Origin of the sequence: Neorhizobium sp. NCHU2750 (assembly GCF_003597675.1) — a bacterium.
GTDB lineage: Bacteria > Pseudomonadota > Alphaproteobacteria > Rhizobiales > Rhizobiaceae > Neorhizobium.
Map to the genome: position 1 here is coordinate 350,211 of NZ_CP030830.1, position 18,855 is coordinate 369,065.

Below are 18,855 nucleotides of genomic sequence, written 5' to 3' on the forward strand. Positions count from 1 at the left end.
CATGGATGCTGAGCTGCTGAAAGAATGCACCGATCCCTCACTCAAGCCGGCAGTGATCGAGCAGTTCATCGATCAGGCCGGATCGGCTGATCCTCTGGCGATCAGCGTGACGTCCGATGGCCGGCGCGTTCTCGTTCCGCGGCCACGATCGCCCGAGGAAGCCATGGCAATTGTCCGTGACTATGTCGGCAAGGCAGTCGTCCGCGTCGGGATCACCCAATATCCAGCAGGTGTCGGCGTGAAGGATGTCTCGGAAATCGATGATGGTCTCGTCGAACGCTGCTCGAACCTTCGCAATGGCACGGCCATGCTCGCCAAGATCATGCGGATTATCGCGCGATGGTATGGGGACCCCAGGGAGGACGACAAGCTGCCGCAGATCTTCGACGATGCAGTCGTAGCCTGGCAGACAGGGGAGTTTCAGGGGATTGGGGTGTTTCAGGCGGAGGATCCGCAGCCGGTCAAGATGCAGCGAATGGAGCAGGTCGTTCCAGATGGCCAGAAGGTTGTGGGGAATGAAGAAGACAGCGTCGGCGAAATCGCCCCGATAGCGAGCGCACCGTCACCATCTCAGCCGGAAATTCGGGATGCCAGTAGCATGGCCCCAGACAAGGCAGGCATACGGATCGATCTCACGCGGATCGGGGGGCGTGGTTCGTCGGAAAGTCGATGACCAGCTCATAGGCCGTGCAGCGGCCGCCAGCCTCCCCCTTGCGTAGGATTCCCTTTGCCAAAAGGTCGGCAATATCGCGAGACGCAGTATCCTGGGATGCGTTTGTCAGCTTCGCCCATTTCGTCGATGTGAGCTTGCCTTCGAAACCTCCTTCCAGCAGTCGATTGAGGACTTTCGCCTGCCGATGATTGAGATCCCGTGTTGCATGGGTGTGTCAGAAGTCATTCTTGAGCATGACGTTGTCGAGGGTCGACAACGCGTCGCCGACGGCATTGCCGAGGCGATCGATGAACCACTGGATCCACGTTGTAATATCGATAGCATCCTTAGCGGTGACCGATTGCAGTACTTCATAATAGCCGCTGCGGGACCTCTCGATGGCGGCCGACATGGAGTAAAGCCTCTGTGCACCGCCGCCACTGCGGGCGAGCGTCATGTCCGCGATCGCACGGGTTATGCGGCCGTAGCCGTCGCCAAACGGATGAATGGCGACGAACCAGAGGTGGGCGATGGCTCCCTTGACCAGAGGGTCAAGATCTTGCGATCCGTTGAACCATTCGAGGAAGGCTGACATCTCTGCGTCCAGGTGCTCAGCGGGCGGAGCCACATAGTGGACCTTCTCGTGCCCAAATGCGCCCGAGACGATTTCCATGCGGCCACCGGCATCATCGCGCCAATCCCCGACCCGAAGCCTATGGCCCCATTCGTCGCGTCCGGTTAGAAACAGGGCAGAATGCCATTGAAACAGCCGTTCCGCCGTCAGCGGTTCGAAGCAATTGATTGTGGCGTCGAGCGCAATTGGACGATGCCTTCGATCGAGCGGTTTGGTGTCACGTAACCATCGATATCGATGCCGAGCCGCCTTGCCAGCGATGACCGGACCTGCTGTTCATCCAACTGTTCCCCTTCAATCGCCGATGACTTGACGACATCGTTGGTCAACGCCTGCAGGAACGTTGTCTCGCGAATGCGCAATCCAAGGCCCTCAACGCGGCCGACCCTGATCGAGGCGAACGGCCGCAAGCCGGGCCGAGAACTGCTCGATCTTCCAACTGAATGTCGGCCAACCCGGAGATCGCCATATAGAGGTCATGCCCGGCAATGAGCCTGACATGCCGGGAATAGCAATGTTTATTTCCGCAAATATGCGGAGATAATGGGCTCCAATCTCCGCAACATTAATATCAATGAAGCAAGGAAGGCCCAAGCATTCGTGGCGAGGCCAGAAAGACCATCTCCTCGATCATCCGCTCCAGCGCGAACAGACCAAAGCCCGGCGGAATGGAGCTTAGGCAGAATAGCGCCGAGCATTTTCGCCAAGCCAGACAGAGCGCGTGCTCCCATTTCACAAACACTTATCACTGCTCTCACATCCGTGGGCACATGAACGAAAAGAGCGACGAAAGATACGGTCCCGTGAACACGCATGACCAAAGGACCGGAATGTTGAGGCGGCATAGAACAGGATCGTCGATCAGCTCGAAAGTCCATGCCACCAGGATTGATGGATCCTACTCAGATACTAGATCGGCATGGAACCACTGAATGCTGATTTGCCGAAGAGTTCCATCTGCTCGAGCGGCGTCAATGGCGGCGTTTAAGCGGTCGACCAAAGCGCTGTCCTCCTTTCGCATTCCTATGCCGACGCCAGGACCAAAGATCCCTCCCGAAATGCGCGGACCGTAAATTTCTGCAGCGGCCCCCTCATTGGATTGGAGGAATTCCTGCCAGACCGAATAATCGGCCAATCCCGCATCGATGCGGCCAGCCGACAAATCGAGATTCAGATTGTCCTGCGTATCATAGCTTCGGACATCGACCGCATCGCCGAGATATTGGCGCACGAAAGCTTCCGCATTGGTCGAGCCCTGCACACCGATGACCTTGCCCTGGAGATTATGCTTCAGGGTCTGCAACAAAGTCTTGTCGTTATCGGATGATGACGAAAGATCCAATCGCGCATCACCGGCAAGACTGGGCAGAGCCGCGGTCTTGGCGACAACGAAATAGTTCGAAGTCAGGGCATAGGGCTCGGAGAAGGCGATGACCTCCTTGCGTTTGTCCGTTATCGACATGCCGGCCATGATCGCATCGAATTTGCCAACCTTTAGGGCCGGGATGATCCCGTCCCATGCCTGCGTGACAAACGTGCACGTCAACTTCGCGCGTTCGCAGAGCGCCTTGCCCACGTCGATGTCGAAGCCGATGGGCTGGCCGGCGGTATCGACGGCATTCCAAGGCGGAAAGGCCCCTTCCGTGGCGATTGTGATTGCCTTTGCTTGATTGTCTTGAGCCGGCGACTGCCCAGACCAGACGAGTACCGCAAGAGCGGCGAATGCGAGAATACGTGCTTTCATTATCTTCCCCTTTTTGTGGATTGGATTTTTAGACATGGACCCTTGGGACGTGATCCCTGAGGCCTGCATAGAGACCGATAAGATCGGTGTTCCAGCGGGACATGATCTCGGCATGGGTGATTGCCTCTTTGCCCTGACGCCCAAGCAGGACGACCTCATCGCCAAAGCGCGCATCCGGTATACCCGTGAGGTCAATGCGGATATGTTCAAGGTGGGCGGGGCCGATGAGCCGGGCACGCTGGCCTCGGACAAGTCCGACCGAACCGCACGGGGTTTCCCTCGGCAGGCCGTCTCCCCAACCCATGGCGAGAACGCCGAGCACCATTCCAGGCTTCATGCCGGGGATATCAGGGAGCGGGCCGAGTGACGCATCGATGCGCTTAACCGAAACCAGTCTCGCGGTGATTGTCATCAACGCTGGTTGCAGCATGATCGGGCGAACGTGCCTTGTCGTCTCAGCAATGCCGAACAGGAGCGCGCCCGGGTCAACTGCATCAAAGTCCATTTCCGGATGGCTCAATACACCCTCCGTGCTGGACATCATGATCATCGGCAAATCGTGGCCGAGTGTCTGGATGCTCCTGAGGGCGGAGTGCATACGCGCGAGTTGTGCCTGAGCCTGGTCCGGTTGAGAGGACGGAAGCTCACTCATGTGAGCGTAGATGCCCACTACCTCAGCGCCCGGGTCACATTCTGCTGCATCAAGGAGCTCCGGCAACCGGGCTGGCGTGACGCCAGCGCGAAAGAAGCCGAGATCGAGTTTAATGAAGGCTCGCGCTCTGGGCAGAACCGAGCGCCATTGCCTCAATTCGTCGATACTGGAAACGCTGACCGTCAGGTCCAAGGCTTCGATGATCGGCGCGTCAGCAATGCCTGCTCCCGGATAGAGAAGGATCGGTCGCGAAACGCCAGCCCGACGGATGGCGACCGCGTCGTCGATCGCCGATACTGCAAATCCGTCGATGCCCTCCTGTGCCAAAGTCATGGCAGTCTGGCCTGCACCGCAGCCATAGGCATTGCGTTTGAGGCAGCCAAAAATCTTCACATCCGAGGGCACGTTTCGGCGCAGCTGGCGATAATTGTCGCGGATGGCGCCGGTGTCGATCTGATACCAACACCCTCTCGCGCGGGCTTCATTCGTCGGTTCAGCGGCATCTTTGGGGGTGTTTCGAGCGACCATCCGGTTCATCTCCGGGCCTCCCGCGGACGAGGTTTTATCCACGCGAAACGGCGCGGATATGTGCAACGCTTGAGAGGGCTGGATCGTGTTTCGCTCGTCGAAAAAGAGGCCTCGACCAACCTGAAGCCCTGCATAATTACAAAGGATAGGCCAAGGTAGATCACGGCCGCAGCGATAAAGACCTCGTATGGCGCAAAGGTCTGGGCGACAATTTTTCGGGCACTTCCGGTGATCTCCATGATGGTGATCGTGCTCGCCAGCGAGCTTGATTTCAGCAGCATGATGACTTCGTTGGCATACATCGGAAGCACCAGTCGGATTGCTCTGGGCAGAACCAGCCGCCTTGTCCTCAACATGTAAGACATGCCGACAGCCTTTCCGGCTTCAACCTCGCCGACGGGAACAGCACGTATGCCGCCGCGGAGGATTTCGGTCGCGTAGGCTGCGTGGTTCAAGACAAAGGCAATGAGGGCACACCAGATCGGATCCCTCAGGATCATCCACAGCATGCTGGAGCGAACCCAACCGATCCGGCTCGCCCCATAATAAATCAGGAACAGCTGGACCAGCAGAGGCGTCCCGCGGAACACGTAGGTATAGAACAGCACCGGATAACGCAGGGCCGCCGAGGACGATGCCCGCATCAGGGACAATGGTAATGCGACGGCGGCGCCGATGACGACGGCGGCCAGTGTCAGGCAGATGGTGAGGATCATGCCATGGACCAGTTGTGGCATGATGTCGACAATCAGAGAGACGTTCATCGCATCGACCTCACGAGACAATCCGGATGCCGCGGCTCGCACGGTGTTCCAAGAGGTTCAGGCCGATGATGGAGATCGAGGTGAATAGCAGATAGATGAGGGCTGCGGCGCTGTAGAATGTCAGCGGATCATGGGTCACGCCTGCCGCAACCGTCGTTTTTCGCATGAGGTCGTCAAGGCCGACAACGGAGACGAGTGCGGTGTCTTTGAGCAGAGTGAGCCAAAGATTGCCGAGTCCTGGAATTGCGTATCTCCACATTTGCGGGAAAATAACGAGGCGCCATATCAATGCATCTCGCAGACCGAGTGCTCGTGCCGCTTCGAGCTGTCCGCACGGCACGGCTCCAATCGCCGCTCTGAAAACTTCCGTGGCATAGCCGCCGAAAACCATTGTCAGCGCGAAGACGCCGCTGGCAAACGCATTCACCTCGACATACCTCCCGGCCATCGCGGTCAAGGCAACCGTTCCTCCGAAATAGAGGATGAGGATGATCAGCAGCTCGGGCACGCCACGAATGATTGTCGTATAAAGATCTGCCAGAATTCTCGTCGCAGACGACGCGCTCTGCTTGGCAATCGCCCCGCAAATACCGACGCAGATGCCAAGAATGAGACTGGTTACGGCCGTTTTCAGGGTGACAATCGCGCCGGCCGCCAATTGATCGGCAAAGCTGTACAGTCCGATCATAGGTTTCGTCCCTGGAGGCGATGAGCAAGGAACTGAGCCAGCCTCGGTGAAGATGGTTGCAGCAGGATCTGATCTGGTCTGCCTTCCTCCTCGATCCGACCCGCATGCAGAAAGATGATGCGATCGGAGACCTCCCGAGCAAACCCGACCTCGTGGGTTACAATCAGCATTGTTCGTCCCTCATCGGCGAGCGTGCGAATCACCTTCAGGACCTCGCCGACCAGTTCCGGATCAAGTGCAGAAGTCGGTTCGTCGAAGAGGAGGATGTCCGGCTCCATCGCCAGGGCACGTGCGATTGCGATCCGCTGCTGCTGTCCTCCAGACAAATGAGTCGGATAGGCATTGCGATGTTCGACCATTCCCACTGTATTGAGCAATGCCAACGCACGCTCAATTGCCACCTTTTGTGGCAACCCAAGAACGTGGATCGGTCCCTCGATAATGTTTTCGATCGCGGTCTTGTGTGGCCAGAGGTTGAAATGCTGGAATACCATGCCGAGCGACGTGCGCAGGGTGTTGATCTGACGCTGGCTTGCAGAGCGGCGATGCGCGGAGACTTGTCGACCCCGGATCCAAATCTCTCCGCCGCATGGTTCTTCGAGAAAGTTCAAGCAGCGTAGGAAGGTGCTCTTCCCAGAGCCGCTGCTGCCCAGGAGGGAAATGACCTCGCCACGCTTCACTGAAAGGGAAATGCCCTTTAGGACCTCAACCGGCCCGAACCGCTTTTTGACGTCAATGACACGGAGGGTGGTTGATGGGTGATGCGGACCTGACCGGCTGGTTCCGGCATGACTATTCTGTTTCATGTGCCCCTCATTTTTCTTAGAGGGTGCCTTGGTTACCTAGAGGAACGCTTGCATCGGATTGACGCAGTTGAAGCATCTGATCATGAAATCAATGAACGTCAGTCTCGTAATCTTACTAGGAGGCCAGAGCCTCGGCGACCAATTTGAGTAATCCCGATTTTCGTAGACGCACTGGGTGATAGCTTCTCCGATGCTTCCCAGGCTCGATGGTGGACAGTATAATACCCCAATCAAAAGATGCTCTCAATCAGGGGACGGAAGTATCGGATGTGGTGGGCGGCCAATGCGATACTTGCGTTCTAGAGGCGCTGCTACAAAGCCGACGAAACATGCGGGGAGCCCTCGGTAGACAGGAAAGCTGCAGAAAGGTCAGGGTGCCGCCCCGCGGGCGATAAAGACCAAAAAGCTGTCTTATTCTGCAGCAACGTCCATATCTTCGGAGGCTTCTGAAAGCCGGTCAATGGGTGTCGTTTTCCTTGGGCATATTCAAGGCTACGCCACCCACCAACATCGTGATATCGCCGAGCGAAGCCTACCTAGGAACAGGTATTGCTTCCATACCGCTTGCATTGATGATGGGCGCCGCCTCTGCATTAGTCATTGCGTCGATCAGAGCCTTGGCGGCCTGCCGGTTCTTGGCCGTTGTTGGAATGCCGACCGAAAAAACCGTGACCAACTGAACGCTGTCCGGAATGGGGCCGACGATATCGATCCCTTTAACAGGCTTGAGCTCACTTATCTGTTGGAGCGCTACATCCGCTTCGCCTCGTGCAACCACGACACCAGCTGGCTCATCTGCGCTCACCCTGCCGGTGGTCTTCAATCGCTCTGCGATTCCGAGTTTCGGGAACAGGGTGGTTGTCAGATAGACACCGCTTGCACTGGTCGAATAGACAACGCCATTTGCGGCAAGTAATGCCGACTTGAGCCCGTCCTTCGTTGAAATATCTGGTTTAGGAGCCCCGGCCTTTACTGCCAGACCGATTCTCGATTTCGCGAGATCGACAATCGATGAGCCATCGATGGCGCCTGCCTTGACAAGATCCGAAAGTGCAGGTGACGCAAGGATGACCAGATCAGCGGCTTCACCTCGAGCCAGCCGATTGGGTATGGATGTAGGCGTCGAACCCATCGATGCACCATGGACGGTTACGACATGCACGCCCGTTTTCTCTTCGAACGCCGCCACGAGAGGTTCGTAAGCGGCGCTGAAACCTCCCGAGATCAGCACGTTCAAATCATCAGCTTTCGCCGTGTTTCCCATCAGCACAACGACAAGAGCGATGCGCCCTAGTTTCCCTTGCACAAACATCTCTCGATCCTCCTGTGCCACCACCTCGTTGAGGCATGTCTAGGGCAGACCGAGCAATCTGGCACTCCATTATAGCAAAAACTTATCCAAGCACACTAAATTTAAATTAGCACGATTTGCGGGCGTGGCGCCAAATAGCACCTACTGGAAGGAGGATCCAATGCAGATCTATGACAATTCCGGACGCCCATGCTTCGTTTCGTACGGCTGGACGGCCACCACTTCAATTATCATTTTGAAAGCACGATTGCAGGCGCAGTATTCTATCGAGGGGAGTGCGGCATGAGGCTCGGTTGGTATTCCGATCTTAATACGACCGAGCGCCGCACATACTGGGCATGCTTTGCGGGCTTTGGTCTCGATTCCATGGACTCGACGATCTATGCGCTGGTGATCCCCGCGTTGATCGCTACTTTGGGCATAACGCGCCCCGAAGCCGGCTATCTGGCGACTGCGGCGCTCGTTGGCGCAGCCGCTGGCGGATGGGGCGCAGGTATCTTGGCGGATCGTTTCGGCCGCATTCGCATCCTGCAATGGACCATTTTCTGGGTCGCATTCTGGACAGCGGCATCCGCGCTGGCAAGCAGTTTCTCGCATTTGTTTATTATTCGTTTCCTGCAAGGTCTCGGCTATGGCGGAGAAGCTGCCGTCGGTGGCGTCCTCATCAGCGAGGTGATCAGGCCAGCGTTGCGCGGTCGGGTAGCAGCGTCGATCCAAAGTAGCTACGCGGTTGGCTATGCAATCTCGGTCGGCCTGCTGCCGATCATATCATCAATTTTTCCCGAGGAGATAGGTTGGCGCGTTTTCTTTGCGATCGGCATATTGCCTGCGTTCGTCGTCTTCGTGATCCGGCGGTTGGTACCGGAATCAGAGATATTCACGAAGACCAAAACCGCACATGATGGCGATCCGCAGCCATTCTGGTCGATTTTCGAGAAGGCTCACCGCAGCCGCACGATAACGGCTGCAATCATGTCGACCGGTATCTTCGGCGGTGCATATACAATGATCACGTGGTTGCCGACCTACTTGCGCACGGCGCTCGGCATGTCGGTGACCACGAGTGCCGCTTATCTCTGCCTCAATATTCTCGGCTCGCTGGTCGGGCCGCTCTTGTATGGTTGGATGGCTGACCGGATGGGGCGGCGCGGCGCTTTTATCACATTCCTTATCTTGCAAGCAGTCAACGCAGGCGTTTACCTGCTCGCGCCGATCGGGCCCGGCCTCACGATTGCACTCAGTTTTTTCCTCGGGGCATTCCAAGCCGCGTTGGCCTCAGGGATGATTCCAACCTTCTCGGAATTATTTCCAACGCGCATCCGGGCAAATGGTCAGGGGTTTTGTCTGAGCGGTGGGCGCGGTTTCGGTTCCGTTGTTCCTGCGACGGTTGGAATGGTCGCTGCAACCTTGCCGTTGGGAACGGCGATGGGAATTTGTGCGCTATGTTCTTACGGCGTGGCGTTCCTCGCTGCCATTGCCTTGCCTGAAACTCAAGGAACCAATTTGGCTGACAATGCGCTGGAAGCGCAGGGAGGCACCAGAAAAGACGAAGGTCATCCTGCTTTATAAGAAATCGGCAGTCCGTTGCGGATCGAGGTATTCAACGGACTGTCTAGTCTGCGGCGGTGCAGGCATCAGACACCAGCGCCAGGAACTGCGTCTGGGCCTTGGTTGGCATCCAGTCCAGACGCCGTGTCAGCCCAATAGGCCTCGCGGTGTGGCTGAGATCAAGTGGCAACGCCTTCAGCAACCCGCGAGAAAGCTCGGCTTGAGCCTGAAGATAGGAAATACATCCCAGATGATCGGTGATGCTCAATAATTCACGCATGAGGATCAGTGAACTGGACTCGATAATGCTCGCAGCCACGTGCCCAGCCGTTTCGAATAGCGCATCGAAGTGTCCGCGAAGTGGAGTTCCTTTCTGGCCGACTATCCATGGGTAGGACGCCAGTAGCTCGATCGAAATATTATCTTGGGCGGCCAGCGGATGATGGTTTCCCGCTACGACGGCCAGTGTGTCGCTGAATAGCTCCGTCTGCTCGACATCCCCAATAGGCGCCGGAAACCGTAACGCCCCGATCAGGAAATCGATCTCGCCACAGCGGAGGCGAGCGAGCAGGTCGGCATACGGTCCTTCGACGATATGGACTGGAGTTGTTGGGCGGACCTGCCGGAATGCTGCAATCGCTCGCGGCAGCAAAAAAGAACGTGACAGCGGCATTGCTCCGACAACGACCCGACCGGCCTCCTCCTGCAGACTGTCGGCAAGATCGACTTCGGCCTGTGACAACTCGCCAAAGGCAAGTTGGGCGGCCTGTGCTAGTGCTTGTGTCAAACGCGTTGCAACGATGCCATATGCGGTTCGCTCGAAAAGAGGACGCGCCGCTTCCTGCTCCAACTGGCCGATCGCTCGATGGACAGTCGGTTGTGCCAGCCCCATACGCCTAGCAGCTAGCGTGAAGTTTTGGCTCTCGCGGACTGCGATCAATGCCTGCAATTGTGAAGCTGTGGCAACGATATGCAGTCGGGGACCGAGCTCCTTCAATGCAGGATCAAGATAGTTGAAGGCTCGGCGTACACGTCTGGCAAGAACGTTTCCCGAAGGCGTGACGAACAATCCCTGCGGTGTACGCGTGAACAGGCTGACGCCCAGAGATCCTTCTATTTTTGAAAGGCCTTGGGTCACCGCAGGCTGTGAGAGGTTACAGATCTCTGCCGCGCGAGTGACGGAGTGGTGATCGACGACCTCGAGAAAAACCCTGAGATGACGCAGGTTATACAACACGGATTGCTCCCAACATGGTCGAGTGGTCAGGCGAAACTATCGACTACACTGACGCGCGCGATAAGAAGAAGCTATAGATGCTGCCACGCATAGCAAGGCATTCCAGAATGCTATAGCTAAAAATTATCGGGATGCGGTGATTTCGAATTGTGAAAGACGAGGACGGGGGATCTAATTCTAGTCGTTCGCGAAGGAGAATTTCATGGCCGAAAAGAAAACCGCTCTGGTCATCAGCGCGCATGCCGCCGACTTTGTCTGGCGCTGTGGAGGCGCGATCGCGCTGCATGCGGCGATGGGTTATGAGGTGACTGTCGTTTGCCTTTCGTTCGGCGAACGAGGTGAATCCGCCAAGCTGTGGAAGGTGCCGGGTATGACACTCGAAAGGGTAAAGGCGGCACGCCGTGCGGAATCTGAGAAAGCCGCAAAGGCATTGGGGGTTCATAAATTGATCTGCTTTGACCTCGGGGATTATCCGTTGCGCATGACGGATGAAAACAAAGACCGCTTGGTGGATGTCATCCGCGACGTGCAGCCATCCTTCATGCTCAGCCACTCGCAGTATGACCCCTATAATACCGATCACATGTATGCCACTCAGATCGCGCTTGAAACGAGGATGATTGCGCAGGCTTGGGGGCATAACCCCGGGCAAAAGGTGCTCGGCGCGCCGCAACTTTATCTGTTTGAGCCGCACCAGACCGAGCAGATGGGGTGGAAGCCGGATGTGTTTCTCGACATTAGCGACGTCTGGGAGAAGAAGCGTGCCGCCATCGAGTGTATGGAGGGACAGGAACATCTTTGGGAGTTCTATACACGCGTGGCGCAAAACCGTGCCAACCACTTCCAGCGCAATTCCGGCGGGCAATCTGGGGGGCGGGCAACAAAGTACGCGGAAGGGTTTCAGTCCGTATTCCCGCGGACTGTGGATGAACTCTGAAGATCTCACAACAAGACAGAGCTATATTGATATTGGAGCAGTGACATGGGTGTCGTCGTCCAGAACATCGTTCGCGCCGAGCAAGGTTTGATAGACAGGCTGGCGAAAGCCGGTGTGGCAACGGTGCATGAAGCGCAGGGCCGTAAAGGCATGTTGGCAAGCTATATGCGCCCCATTTATGCTGGCGCACAAATCGCTGGCTCGGCCGTAACGATATCGGTGCCTCCGGGAGACAACTGGATGATTCACGTTGCCATTGAGCAGTTGAAGTCGGGCGATATCCTTGTGCTGGCGCCGACCTCTCCATGCGACAATGGTTATTTCGGCGACCTTCTGGCCACGTCGGCCGCCGCACGTGGGTGCCGCGGTCTGGTTATCGATGCAGGCGTGCGCGACATCCGTGATCTCAAGGAAATGCAGTTTCCTGTTTGGTCGAAGGCGATCTCTGCACAGGGTACGGTGAAAGAGACGTTGGGGTCGGTCAACATTCCAGTCGTTTGCGCAGGAGCGTCGGTGGATGCAGGCGACATTATCGTCGCAGATGACGATGGCGTCTGCGTCGTAAAACGTGCGGAGGCCGACGAAGTTGTGATAGCGGCTGAGAAACGCGTCGCCAACGAAGAGGCCAAACGTAAGCGGTTGTCTGCCGGAGAACTTGGCCTCGACATATATGACATGCGTCCAGCCCTGGAGCGCAAAGGGCTCAGGTACGTCTAAATAACCAGTCCTGGTTTGGTCGATTGGAAGGCGTGTCATATAAGTCGGATGTCAGGGACAGATTCTTATATGCGTTGGCATTAAAACGCGTGTGATCAGTGACAACCCTATCGTTATCCCTCCGCAAAACATTACCTTTGTGCTGTGGCTTTCTTGTCGAACTGATGATTGGTCGAGGGGGCGGCGATCAAGCGTAGGTTCGTCGTTTCCTTCAGAATGAACCGGCGATGGCAATCGAAATTTCCGCGTCGCGATCCACGTTCGACGCATCTGGACAGTCGTAGAATTGAGTATAAGCGCGACGCCACGGCACGGCCTCAGCGACGACGGGTGAACTGCGCTGATACCGTCAAATCCAGTTGGCCGCCATCCGCGCAATTGTTCTGTGAGCTACCAATTCCACCTACTTCGATAATCCAGAGGTGTCATCCCGGTTATGCGTCTGAAGGTATTGGAAAAATGGCTCGAGCTCGAAAATCCGCAGGACAGCGCAATGTCCGTTATGCTCAATGCCGTGCTGCGGAGATGACCCTGGGCCCGTTCGATCCTTCGTCGGACTATGAACGTGTGCGGAGGATAGCCAACGGACTGCCGGAATGCCCGGCAAAAATGTGGAACGCTGAGACCGAGTTGGTCAGCCATCTCTGAAAGCGAGAGTTCCGATATTGCATTCTCATCGATGAGTTCGAGGATGTGATGGAGGTGTGATCTTGTCAGGCCGCCCTTCTGCATAGAAACAGTATGCCGGTCTTTCCGGAGCAACTGGGCGAAGATCGTCGCGATATAGGCTTCGGTCACCATCATGCTGAGCGGGTTTCGGGTGGTGATTTCTCCGGCAATACCTTGGGCGGCGTTCATGATCACAGGATCCTCGAAGCCAAGATCGGGCGACAAGGTCAAAGCCGAGCGATCAGGCAGATCGGCGCAGAGGGTGGCGATCAACGTTGGATCTATCGAGATCGAAAGATAGGCGGCTGTCGATGCGCCTGCCTCCCAGCCCCGCCAATCGCATCCGGCGGGGATGAACAGAAGAGCGCCTGGTCGCCGCTGAACGAACGTCGCGCTCCGACCATTCAAGGTATATTGGCCCTGCTCGGAAGCGCCTTTTAGGTTGAGAACAACGAGGTGTCGGTCCGACAGGACGGCGGTCTCTTCTTTCCCGAGCCCGGTTCGCTCGACGATTTCGGCGTCGATGAACCGCCAAGTACGGCTTCGGCGTGAAATTGTCCGGCACGATCCGCGTTTGAGGTTTGAATGTTGCATCGCGAATTGACCGGTCATAGACTTGCCTCCATGACGAAGTGAATCCGGTAGCGGAATGATAGCTTTCCTGCCGCCTTGCGGTCGCAACGCTGTCGATCGATCGCAGGCGCCGATGGAGTGCGTTGTCGAACACAACGTGTGAGATGTGGTCGAGTACGCGTGCCAAACCCGGAAGTATTACCAGCCACATTCAGCTGTGATCGTAGGTGCCCAGAAATATGAGGGCGCCGGACGAGAGATCCAGTCGCGCAGGACGTTCCCATCGCGGCTTCCAGTGGATGCGGCCGCTGGTTCTGAGAGATATTATGGTGTTTCATCATGCACTCCCCGTCGAGAGAGTTTGTCGCGGTGCGTCCCCGCGATAGACTCACTAAACCTCCGAATGATCGGGGAGTTTGCAACTGTACAAGACAGCCCTGAGGCCTTTAGTTCCGGAGAACCTGGACATACGCCACAGGCTCCCCGACCCGAAAGGTCAGAGAGTTTGATGCTGTATCGACCAGCACCAGTCGCTTGTAGGGGTTGCAAAGCCCCAAGGCAGTACGTGCTGCCTCGTGTATAGAATAGTCTATGCTGGCAGCTGTCGCCAGTTCTTTGTGACAGAAATGACAGCTACTGCGACTATTTAGCGCCAGCTGTAAGACGAAAGCTGCGTATTCCAGGTGTCGGGAAAGCGGCCCCCCGGTGGCTTCAACTTCTCAGCCTGCTTTGCCGCCGTCCGGGCGGTACGCAGCCAGGAAAATAGCCGCCGTCAACAGGAGTGCCCCGTAGAGCATGAACACCGTTGACGGAGAGAAACGGTCTACACTCAGGGTGATGACGAGGAATAGTGCCAACCCGAGAGCAACGCCGGCACAATGAAATGTGCCTTTCGCGCGTCCAAGTGCCGAATGCGGGACGGTTGCCTGCAGGGTCACTTCGATCGCGACGCGGCCAAGGTTATAGAGCGTACCGACGCCGGCAAAAATGAGAAGCGACGCCGGCAAGCCCGACCATCTCAGGCTCGCAAACAGTACCGCAGTGAAGGCCAGAATGATGATCAGCAAGGACGGGCGTCGCGCGAAGGCTGCCAAGGGGATGAGCAGAATGGCACCGAGAATCGAGCCGACCGACCAGGCGCTTTCGAGCCCTCCGAATTCCAGTGCACCACCCGAAAGTTCGTCGGCAACAAAGCTGGCTGCGAGGATGCTGACGAGTGTGCCCGCGCCATAGAGAAGTGCGAAGATCGACCCCAGACGGATGAATTGTCGTTCGATCCGAAGCGATATGGGTGGGGAAGAAGTCGCAGAACGCGCCACGGCCGAAACATTAGTCACGGCTAGCATGCAGATAGCCGACAGAAGAAAGGCCGCACTGATTGCGCCGAATGCAGCCGTCTCCCAGCTCATCGACAGAAATATTCCGACAAGGCCGGCCGCAGTCAGGCTTCCAGCCTGCATGCTGAAGAAGCAAATCGAGTTGGAGGTGTTGGATGGGAGATGTCTACCCAGGGAAGGAATCATCGCCTGCGATGTCGTGAGAGCGGCGCGATCGCAGGCCGCAAATACGATCGCCGACAACCAGATAGCCCATTCGACATTGGTGACGGTCAGCAAGGCAACGGTCAGCATCCGGATACTGTCTGCTGCGATGAAAACGCCACGCCGGTCAAAACGATCGCAGATCCATCCCGCTATCGGGCTAACGAGCAATTCGGTCAGGCTGATGATTGCGATGAAGGCTGCAACGGCTGAACTTCCACCGTCAGCGACGAGTATCCAGGTGCATGCCACTGCATAGCCGTTGCGCGCCATGGAAGAAATGAACGTGCATGCCAGAAACCAGCGGAAATAATGGCATCCAAAGATATCAAGAATGTTGGCCGATATCCGGCGAAGCCGAGCCATCTATAGCCCTTGAAACTAGATCGTGCCTCGCAGACTATTGCGTGGCGATAGTAACCGCTTTCGAAATCGTGCCATTGTTGCCAATTCGTGCCAAAACTTTGCGCATTGTCAGCGCCGCCAGTTTCGGCGAAATTCAATTGGGCTTGTCGCGAAGGCATTCCTGAACACCGTCGTGAAGTGGCTCGGGCTTGCGAAGCCACATTCCAGGGCAATATCGATAGCCAGGCGATCGGTTGTTCGAAGAAGATCGGCAGCACGTTCAAGCCGATGTTCGAGCATATAGGCGTGTGGCGTCTTTCCGGTTGATTGTTTGAACGCCCGGAAAAACTGGCGTTGGCTGAGACCAATCTCTTGGGCCAGTTCGTCCAAACTCGGTGGATCAGCCACCCTGCTCTCTATGGTCGCCACAGTGCGCCGCAGATCAAAACTTGACAGTCCGCCCTTTGCCGGCTCGAGGGCAAGCAGGCGCAGCCGTGCCAGATTCACGAACATCTGGATGGCCTGGCTTTCCACCATCATCCTGCTGATGGGATCCGGATGGGCGAGTTCTGCTGCAATCAGTTGGAGTGAGGATTCGATCGCTGGATCGCGCACACCAAGGACAGGTTTCAGATCAGGGAAATGATCAATCCCGAAAAATTTCGCGACGAAAGCTCGGCGGATTGCCACCATCAAATAGGAGCCAGTCCTGTCTCCTTCATCCCATCCCCGCCACTCGCGGCAGGCCGGCACGAAGACGATGGAACCGGGGCGGCGGGGTGTAAAGGTGACCCTTTTGCCATCAATGAAATCCTCGCCGACTTTTGCGTCACCCATCAGATTGATCATGATCACGTGGTGCTTGGGCGCAAGCAATGTTTCCTGGCGAAATAAGCCAGTCCGCTTGACGAGATCGGCTCGGACCGTACCCCAATCCATATATCTATGGACCAGTGTTCGCTGCGTGGCCCGGCGAACGTCCTCTGGCCGGAACTCGTCTGTCTGTGACACTATCTGCACGGCCTCGGGAAAATGTGTTGGCAATCCAATCATATAAGAGCGCATCTGAGGTTGTCCGGCAACAAGACATGAACCGCGAGCTGCGATGATGGCACTTTTGTGACATAATGGCAGATCCTCGAAAGCAGGAGTTTTCTCGCGGGTCTAGCGTCCGAATGCACGCTGCGTGTCGGGCGGATCGGCCTCGCTCATAGACGAGGAATTCCACAGATAACTGGACCAGCGTCGCACCGTGATGTCATTCGAACAGGTGTATTGCGATGCAGGATTTCAGCGATTTTTTTCAAGAATGCGATAATGGCCCGCGACTGAACGAACTGACGGGTTTCTTCTCCGATACTGCGGCGGGTAAAAGTGGCTTCCCCTCGCGCAAGCCAGCAGTCGATATGCGGCTTCTGCCCAATGACGATCTTCTTCACCGGCTCATCCAGCTTCATTCGCGCCGCCAGGGTTTTTTCGATCAGCACTATCACGCGAGCATACCCTATCGTCTGGAGGAGGAATGCCGCATGGCGCACGCCTTGCTCCGATACAGCCAGATGCGGTCAGGTGATCTGCAATTTTACAGCCTCGGAACGGCTGAAGGGACGATGGCTCGGGTCGTATCCGAGATGAGCGGCGGCAAGATCCAGTCCCTCGCCTGCAGCCCAAACGAAGAGAACTACAAATGCTTCATGGCATTTGGCGAGCCTCTTGGAGCAAGTTTCTTCCTCGGGCCGTTTCATCGTCTGACCAAGGAGCATCTGCGATCAACCGCCGACCTGGCCCACTTCGCCGATGGGTTCGACATTATTCTGGAGGATACGACATTTCAGATGTACTCCCCCAATCGCCTTGCGCAGATCGAGTTTGTCTCGCAGCACCTCAAGCCCGGGGGCATCTTACTGTTCCTGGAAAAATTTCGAGCTGCCGATCCGCTCGATTATCAGGCACGCGAAGAACAGAAAAACCTCGGCTTCAAGGCCCATTACTTCGGTGCGGACGAAATTGCCCGCAAGACCGAGCTTGTCCTCAACACGATGCACGAGTGCGAGGTGTCGCTGACCGAAATGGCCGAGGCGATATACGCTCAGTTTGATCACTGCCTCGTGACGTGGAATAGCGGCAACTTCTATGGGCTCGCAGCAAGCAATGACGGGGACAACCTTGGTCGGTATCTCGCGGCCATGATGCAGCCGGCGATACCGGTGGAATACGTCTACGAGCCCAGACCCTATTGCGATCTCGCAAGCTGGATGAGGCGCCGCCGTCTGCCAACGTAACAAACCGGTTCGGTGTTTCAGAACGGTCGGCGCTCTCCTTTCGCGGATCCGCCTCCTCGTTTGGAGGCATGAAAGGGGGGCGTCCGCGCCGCCGTGACCACAGACCTCACAGCAGGGAACGTTGAAATCCCGGCCGCGGGCATCCGCTTGCGGATATCTCTGCTCGATCTGGATTTTCCATGGAGCATTGGATGGATCAGTTGATTGGTAACCTCTTGGACTTGAGTGCCGTTGTCCGAAGCCAGGCGACGCTGAAAACGTCGCTGGCAACTCTGGCGGAAAAGTCCGGCTTCAGCGGATATGGCTTTCTCAACCTACGCCCGGGGGATCTCTACGCAATCTCCAACTTCCAGGAGGAATGGCAGATGCGCTATTTTCATGAATCGCTGAGATTTATGGATCCTCGGGTCAGACAGGCTCGAAAGCAACAGTGCGCATTTGTGTGGACAGGAGACCCGAGCCGCGGGCAGCTCTCAGGCGAAGACAAGCGGTTTTATGCCGAGGCCGCACGATATGGCATACGCTCGGGCATCTCCATTCCGGTCCCGATCGCCAACGGGGCACTGGCGATACTGACATTTGCCTCTTCCGAGCCCGTCCAGACGAAACAATGGAGAATCGATTCCGTTGCGGCAGCATCTGCGGCTGCCCAGTTACACATGCTGATCGGCTATCTTCGAGTAACACCTTCCGTTGAGGAACAGATTTACCTCAGTCCAAAGGAAGCAACCTATGCGCGATGGCTTGAGCTTGGCAAGACGGTCGAGGACACAGCCCTGATCGAGGCCGTCAAATATAACACGGTTCGGATTTCGCTTGCCGAGGTGCGGCGGCGTTATGATCTCTGTAACAATACCCAGCTCGTCGCGCTCGCCATTCGACGAAAGCTGATTTGATTGAGTTACCCTCATACGGTCGGGACGCGACCGAGAATAGCCAGGAGGCTCGTCAGGGCTGACATTTGCGCATGCATCGCAATGGTTGCTTCGAGATAGGCGACATGGGCGTCGATACTGGCCTCTGTTTCGGACCCGACATTTTCCGGTAAATTTTGAAAAAGCTCCTCGGCTGTTGCGACCAAAGCACGGTGCTGTTTCATCGCGTTGATCGTCAGCCGTTCCTTGATCGGCTCCGAAGTGTCGGCCAATAAACCAACCAAGGGCCTGAGGGTCGCATCCTGGATGTCCTTGTTTTCTAGGATCATAATTCCTTCCGAAGCTGTTGGT

At 56.5% G+C, this 18,855-nt stretch carries 17 protein-coding genes and 1 pseudogene; 6 read left to right on the forward strand and 12 right to left on the reverse strand.

All coding sequences use genetic code 11. The annotated features are described in order from the left end of the window. The first annotated feature begins 1 nt into the window (after position 1). The gene (locus NCHU2750_RS27840; protein WP_119945037.1) at positions 2-673 is read left to right on the forward strand and encodes a TraH family protein; all 672 of its coding nucleotides are present in this window, start codon (positions 2-4) and stop codon (positions 671-673) included. Here NCHU2750_RS27840 and NCHU2750_RS31335 read toward each other — a convergent pair. The 7 genes and pseudogenes from NCHU2750_RS31335 to NCHU2750_RS27875 form a co-directional block, all read right to left on the reverse strand. Beyond that, a pseudogene (locus tag NCHU2750_RS31335) lies at positions 633-1,766 on the reverse strand (Fic family protein). The gene NCHU2750_RS27840 and the pseudogene NCHU2750_RS31335 overlap by 41 nt on opposite strands. A 418-nt stretch (positions 1,767-2,184) precedes the next feature. After that, a complete protein-coding gene (locus tag NCHU2750_RS27850) occupies positions 2,185-3,030 on the reverse strand; it encodes a lysine/arginine/ornithine ABC transporter substrate-binding protein (protein WP_119945038.1) in 846 nt (281 codons plus the stop codon). 28 nt (positions 3,031-3,058) lie between these two features. Continuing rightward, complete coding sequence (alr, locus tag NCHU2750_RS27855) at positions 3,059-4,219, reverse strand: alanine racemase (protein ID WP_245480535.1); 1,161 nt, start codon at positions 4,217-4,219, stop codon at positions 3,059-3,061. Further along, a complete protein-coding gene (locus NCHU2750_RS27860; protein WP_119945039.1) occupies positions 4,216-4,974 on the reverse strand; it encodes an ABC transporter permease in 759 nt (252 codons plus the stop codon). The genes alr and NCHU2750_RS27860 overlap by 4 nt, the downstream gene beginning before the upstream one ends. Positions 4,975-4,984: 10 nt before the next feature. Continuing rightward, positions 4,985-5,632, reverse strand: coding sequence for an ABC transporter permease (locus NCHU2750_RS27865; protein WP_349509041.1), 648 nt, complete (start codon positions 5,630-5,632; stop codon positions 4,985-4,987). A 26-nt stretch (positions 5,633-5,658) separates the two neighbouring features. Then, positions 5,659-6,468 carry an ABC transporter ATP-binding protein gene (locus NCHU2750_RS27870; protein ID WP_119945041.1) on the reverse strand — a complete coding sequence of 270 codons (810 nt, stop codon included), beginning with the start codon at positions 6,466-6,468 and terminating at the stop codon, positions 5,659-5,661. Between the two features lie 532 nt (positions 6,469-7,000). Then, entirely contained in the window at positions 7,001-7,780 is a 780-nt protein-coding gene (locus tag NCHU2750_RS27875) for a substrate-binding domain-containing protein (protein WP_119945042.1), read from the reverse strand. A gap of 189 nt (positions 7,781-7,969) precedes the next feature. Here NCHU2750_RS27875 and NCHU2750_RS27880 point away from each other — a divergent pair, with 189 nt between their 5' ends. Continuing rightward, on the forward strand, positions 7,970-9,349 hold the full coding sequence (locus NCHU2750_RS27880; RefSeq protein WP_349509042.1) for an MFS transporter: 1,380 nt from the start codon (positions 7,970-7,972) through the stop codon (positions 9,347-9,349). A gap of 43 nt (positions 9,350-9,392) precedes the next feature. On the opposite strand, the gene NCHU2750_RS27885 is transcribed toward NCHU2750_RS27880, so the two are convergent. Further along, entirely contained in the window at positions 9,393-10,565 is a 1,173-nt protein-coding gene (locus tag NCHU2750_RS27885) for a LysR family transcriptional regulator (RefSeq protein WP_119945043.1), read from the reverse strand. A gap of 202 nt (positions 10,566-10,767) precedes the next feature. On the opposite strand from NCHU2750_RS27885, the gene NCHU2750_RS27890 reads away from it, so the two are divergent. Together NCHU2750_RS27890 and NCHU2750_RS27895 are read left to right on the forward strand one after the other, a co-directional pair. Continuing rightward, a complete protein-coding gene (locus NCHU2750_RS27890) occupies positions 10,768-11,502 on the forward strand; it encodes a PIG-L deacetylase family protein (protein ID WP_119945044.1) in 735 nt (244 codons plus the stop codon). Positions 11,503-11,547: 45 nt separating this feature from the next. Next, complete coding sequence (locus NCHU2750_RS27895) at positions 11,548-12,219, forward strand: 4-carboxy-4-hydroxy-2-oxoadipate aldolase/oxaloacetate decarboxylase (protein ID WP_119945045.1); 672 nt, start codon at positions 11,548-11,550, stop codon at positions 12,217-12,219. Positions 12,220-12,609: 390 nt separating this feature from the next. Here the strand turns inward: NCHU2750_RS27895 and NCHU2750_RS27900 are convergent, their stop codons facing one another. From NCHU2750_RS27900 to NCHU2750_RS27915, 3 genes are all read right to left on the reverse strand, one after another. Then, complete coding sequence (locus NCHU2750_RS27900; RefSeq protein WP_119945046.1) at positions 12,610-13,500, reverse strand: helix-turn-helix domain-containing protein; 891 nt, start codon at positions 13,498-13,500, stop codon at positions 12,610-12,612. Positions 13,501-14,180: 680 nt separating this feature from the next. Next, positions 14,181-15,368, reverse strand: coding sequence for an MFS transporter (locus tag NCHU2750_RS27910; RefSeq protein WP_119945047.1), 1,188 nt, complete (start codon positions 15,366-15,368; stop codon positions 14,181-14,183). A 108-nt stretch (positions 15,369-15,476) separates the two neighbouring features. Continuing rightward, positions 15,477-16,412, reverse strand: coding sequence for an AraC family transcriptional regulator (locus NCHU2750_RS27915; RefSeq protein WP_245480536.1), 936 nt, complete (start codon positions 16,410-16,412; stop codon positions 15,477-15,479). Positions 16,413-16,627: 215 nt separating this feature from the next. Here NCHU2750_RS27915 and NCHU2750_RS27920 point away from each other — a divergent pair, with 215 nt between their 5' ends. Then, positions 16,628-17,629, forward strand: coding sequence for a class I SAM-dependent methyltransferase (locus tag NCHU2750_RS27920; protein ID WP_119945048.1), 1,002 nt, complete (start codon positions 16,628-16,630; stop codon positions 17,627-17,629). Between the two features lie 191 nt (positions 17,630-17,820). Further along, a complete protein-coding gene (gene traR / locus NCHU2750_RS27925; protein ID WP_245480537.1) occupies positions 17,821-18,525 on the forward strand; it encodes an autoinducer-binding transcriptional regulator TraR in 705 nt (234 codons plus the stop codon). An 11-nt stretch (positions 18,526-18,536) separates the two neighbouring features. Here the strand turns inward: traR and NCHU2750_RS27930 are convergent, their stop codons facing one another. Then, positions 18,537-18,833 carry a transcriptional repressor TraM gene (locus NCHU2750_RS27930; protein WP_119945050.1) on the reverse strand — a complete coding sequence of 99 codons (297 nt, stop codon included), beginning with the start codon at positions 18,831-18,833 and terminating at the stop codon, positions 18,537-18,539. Between the last annotated feature and the right edge of the window lie 22 nt (positions 18,834-18,855).

Excerpts from the sequence above, each read along its gene's own strand:
- NCHU2750_RS27850 (WP_119945038.1), bottom strand. The coding sequence starts at position 3,030 with ATGAAAGCACGTATTCTCGCATTCGCCGCTCTTGCGGTACTCGTCTGG.
- NCHU2750_RS27930 (WP_119945050.1), bottom strand. The coding sequence starts at position 18,833 with ATGATCCTAGAAAACAAGGACATCCAGGATGCGACCCTCAGGCCCTTG.
- traR (WP_245480537.1), top strand. The coding sequence starts at position 17,821 with ATGGATCAGTTGATTGGTAACCTCTTGGACTTGAGTGCCGTTGTCCGA.
- NCHU2750_RS27895 (WP_119945045.1), top strand. The coding sequence starts at position 11,548 with ATGGGTGTCGTCGTCCAGAACATCGTTCGCGCCGAGCAAGGTTTGATA.
- NCHU2750_RS27870 (WP_119945041.1), bottom strand. The coding sequence starts at position 6,468 with ATGAAACAGAATAGTCATGCCGGAACCAGCCGGTCAGGTCCGCATCAC.
- NCHU2750_RS27920 (WP_119945048.1), top strand. The coding sequence starts at position 16,628 with ATGCAGGATTTCAGCGATTTTTTTCAAGAATGCGATAATGGCCCGCGA.
- NCHU2750_RS27880 (WP_349509042.1), top strand. The coding sequence starts at position 7,970 with ATGCTTCGTTTCGTACGGCTGGACGGCCACCACTTCAATTATCATTTT.
- NCHU2750_RS27875 (WP_119945042.1), bottom strand. The coding sequence starts at position 7,780 with ATGTTTGTGCAAGGGAAACTAGGGCGCATCGCTCTTGTCGTTGTGCTG.
- NCHU2750_RS27900 (WP_119945046.1), bottom strand. The coding sequence starts at position 13,500 with ATGACCGGTCAATTCGCGATGCAACATTCAAACCTCAAACGCGGATCG.
- NCHU2750_RS27910 (WP_119945047.1), bottom strand. The coding sequence starts at position 15,368 with ATGGCTCGGCTTCGCCGGATATCGGCCAACATTCTTGATATCTTTGGA.
- alr (WP_245480535.1), bottom strand. The coding sequence starts at position 4,219 with ATGAACCGGATGGTCGCTCGAAACACCCCCAAAGATGCCGCTGAACCG.
- NCHU2750_RS27915 (WP_245480536.1), bottom strand. The coding sequence starts at position 16,412 with ATGCGCTCTTATATGATTGGATTGCCAACACATTTTCCCGAGGCCGTG.
- NCHU2750_RS27860 (WP_119945039.1), bottom strand. The coding sequence starts at position 4,974 with ATGAACGTCTCTCTGATTGTCGACATCATGCCACAACTGGTCCATGGC.
- NCHU2750_RS27890 (WP_119945044.1), top strand. The coding sequence starts at position 10,768 with ATGGCCGAAAAGAAAACCGCTCTGGTCATCAGCGCGCATGCCGCCGAC.
- NCHU2750_RS27840 (WP_119945037.1), top strand. The coding sequence starts at position 2 with ATGGATGCTGAGCTGCTGAAAGAATGCACCGATCCCTCACTCAAGCCG.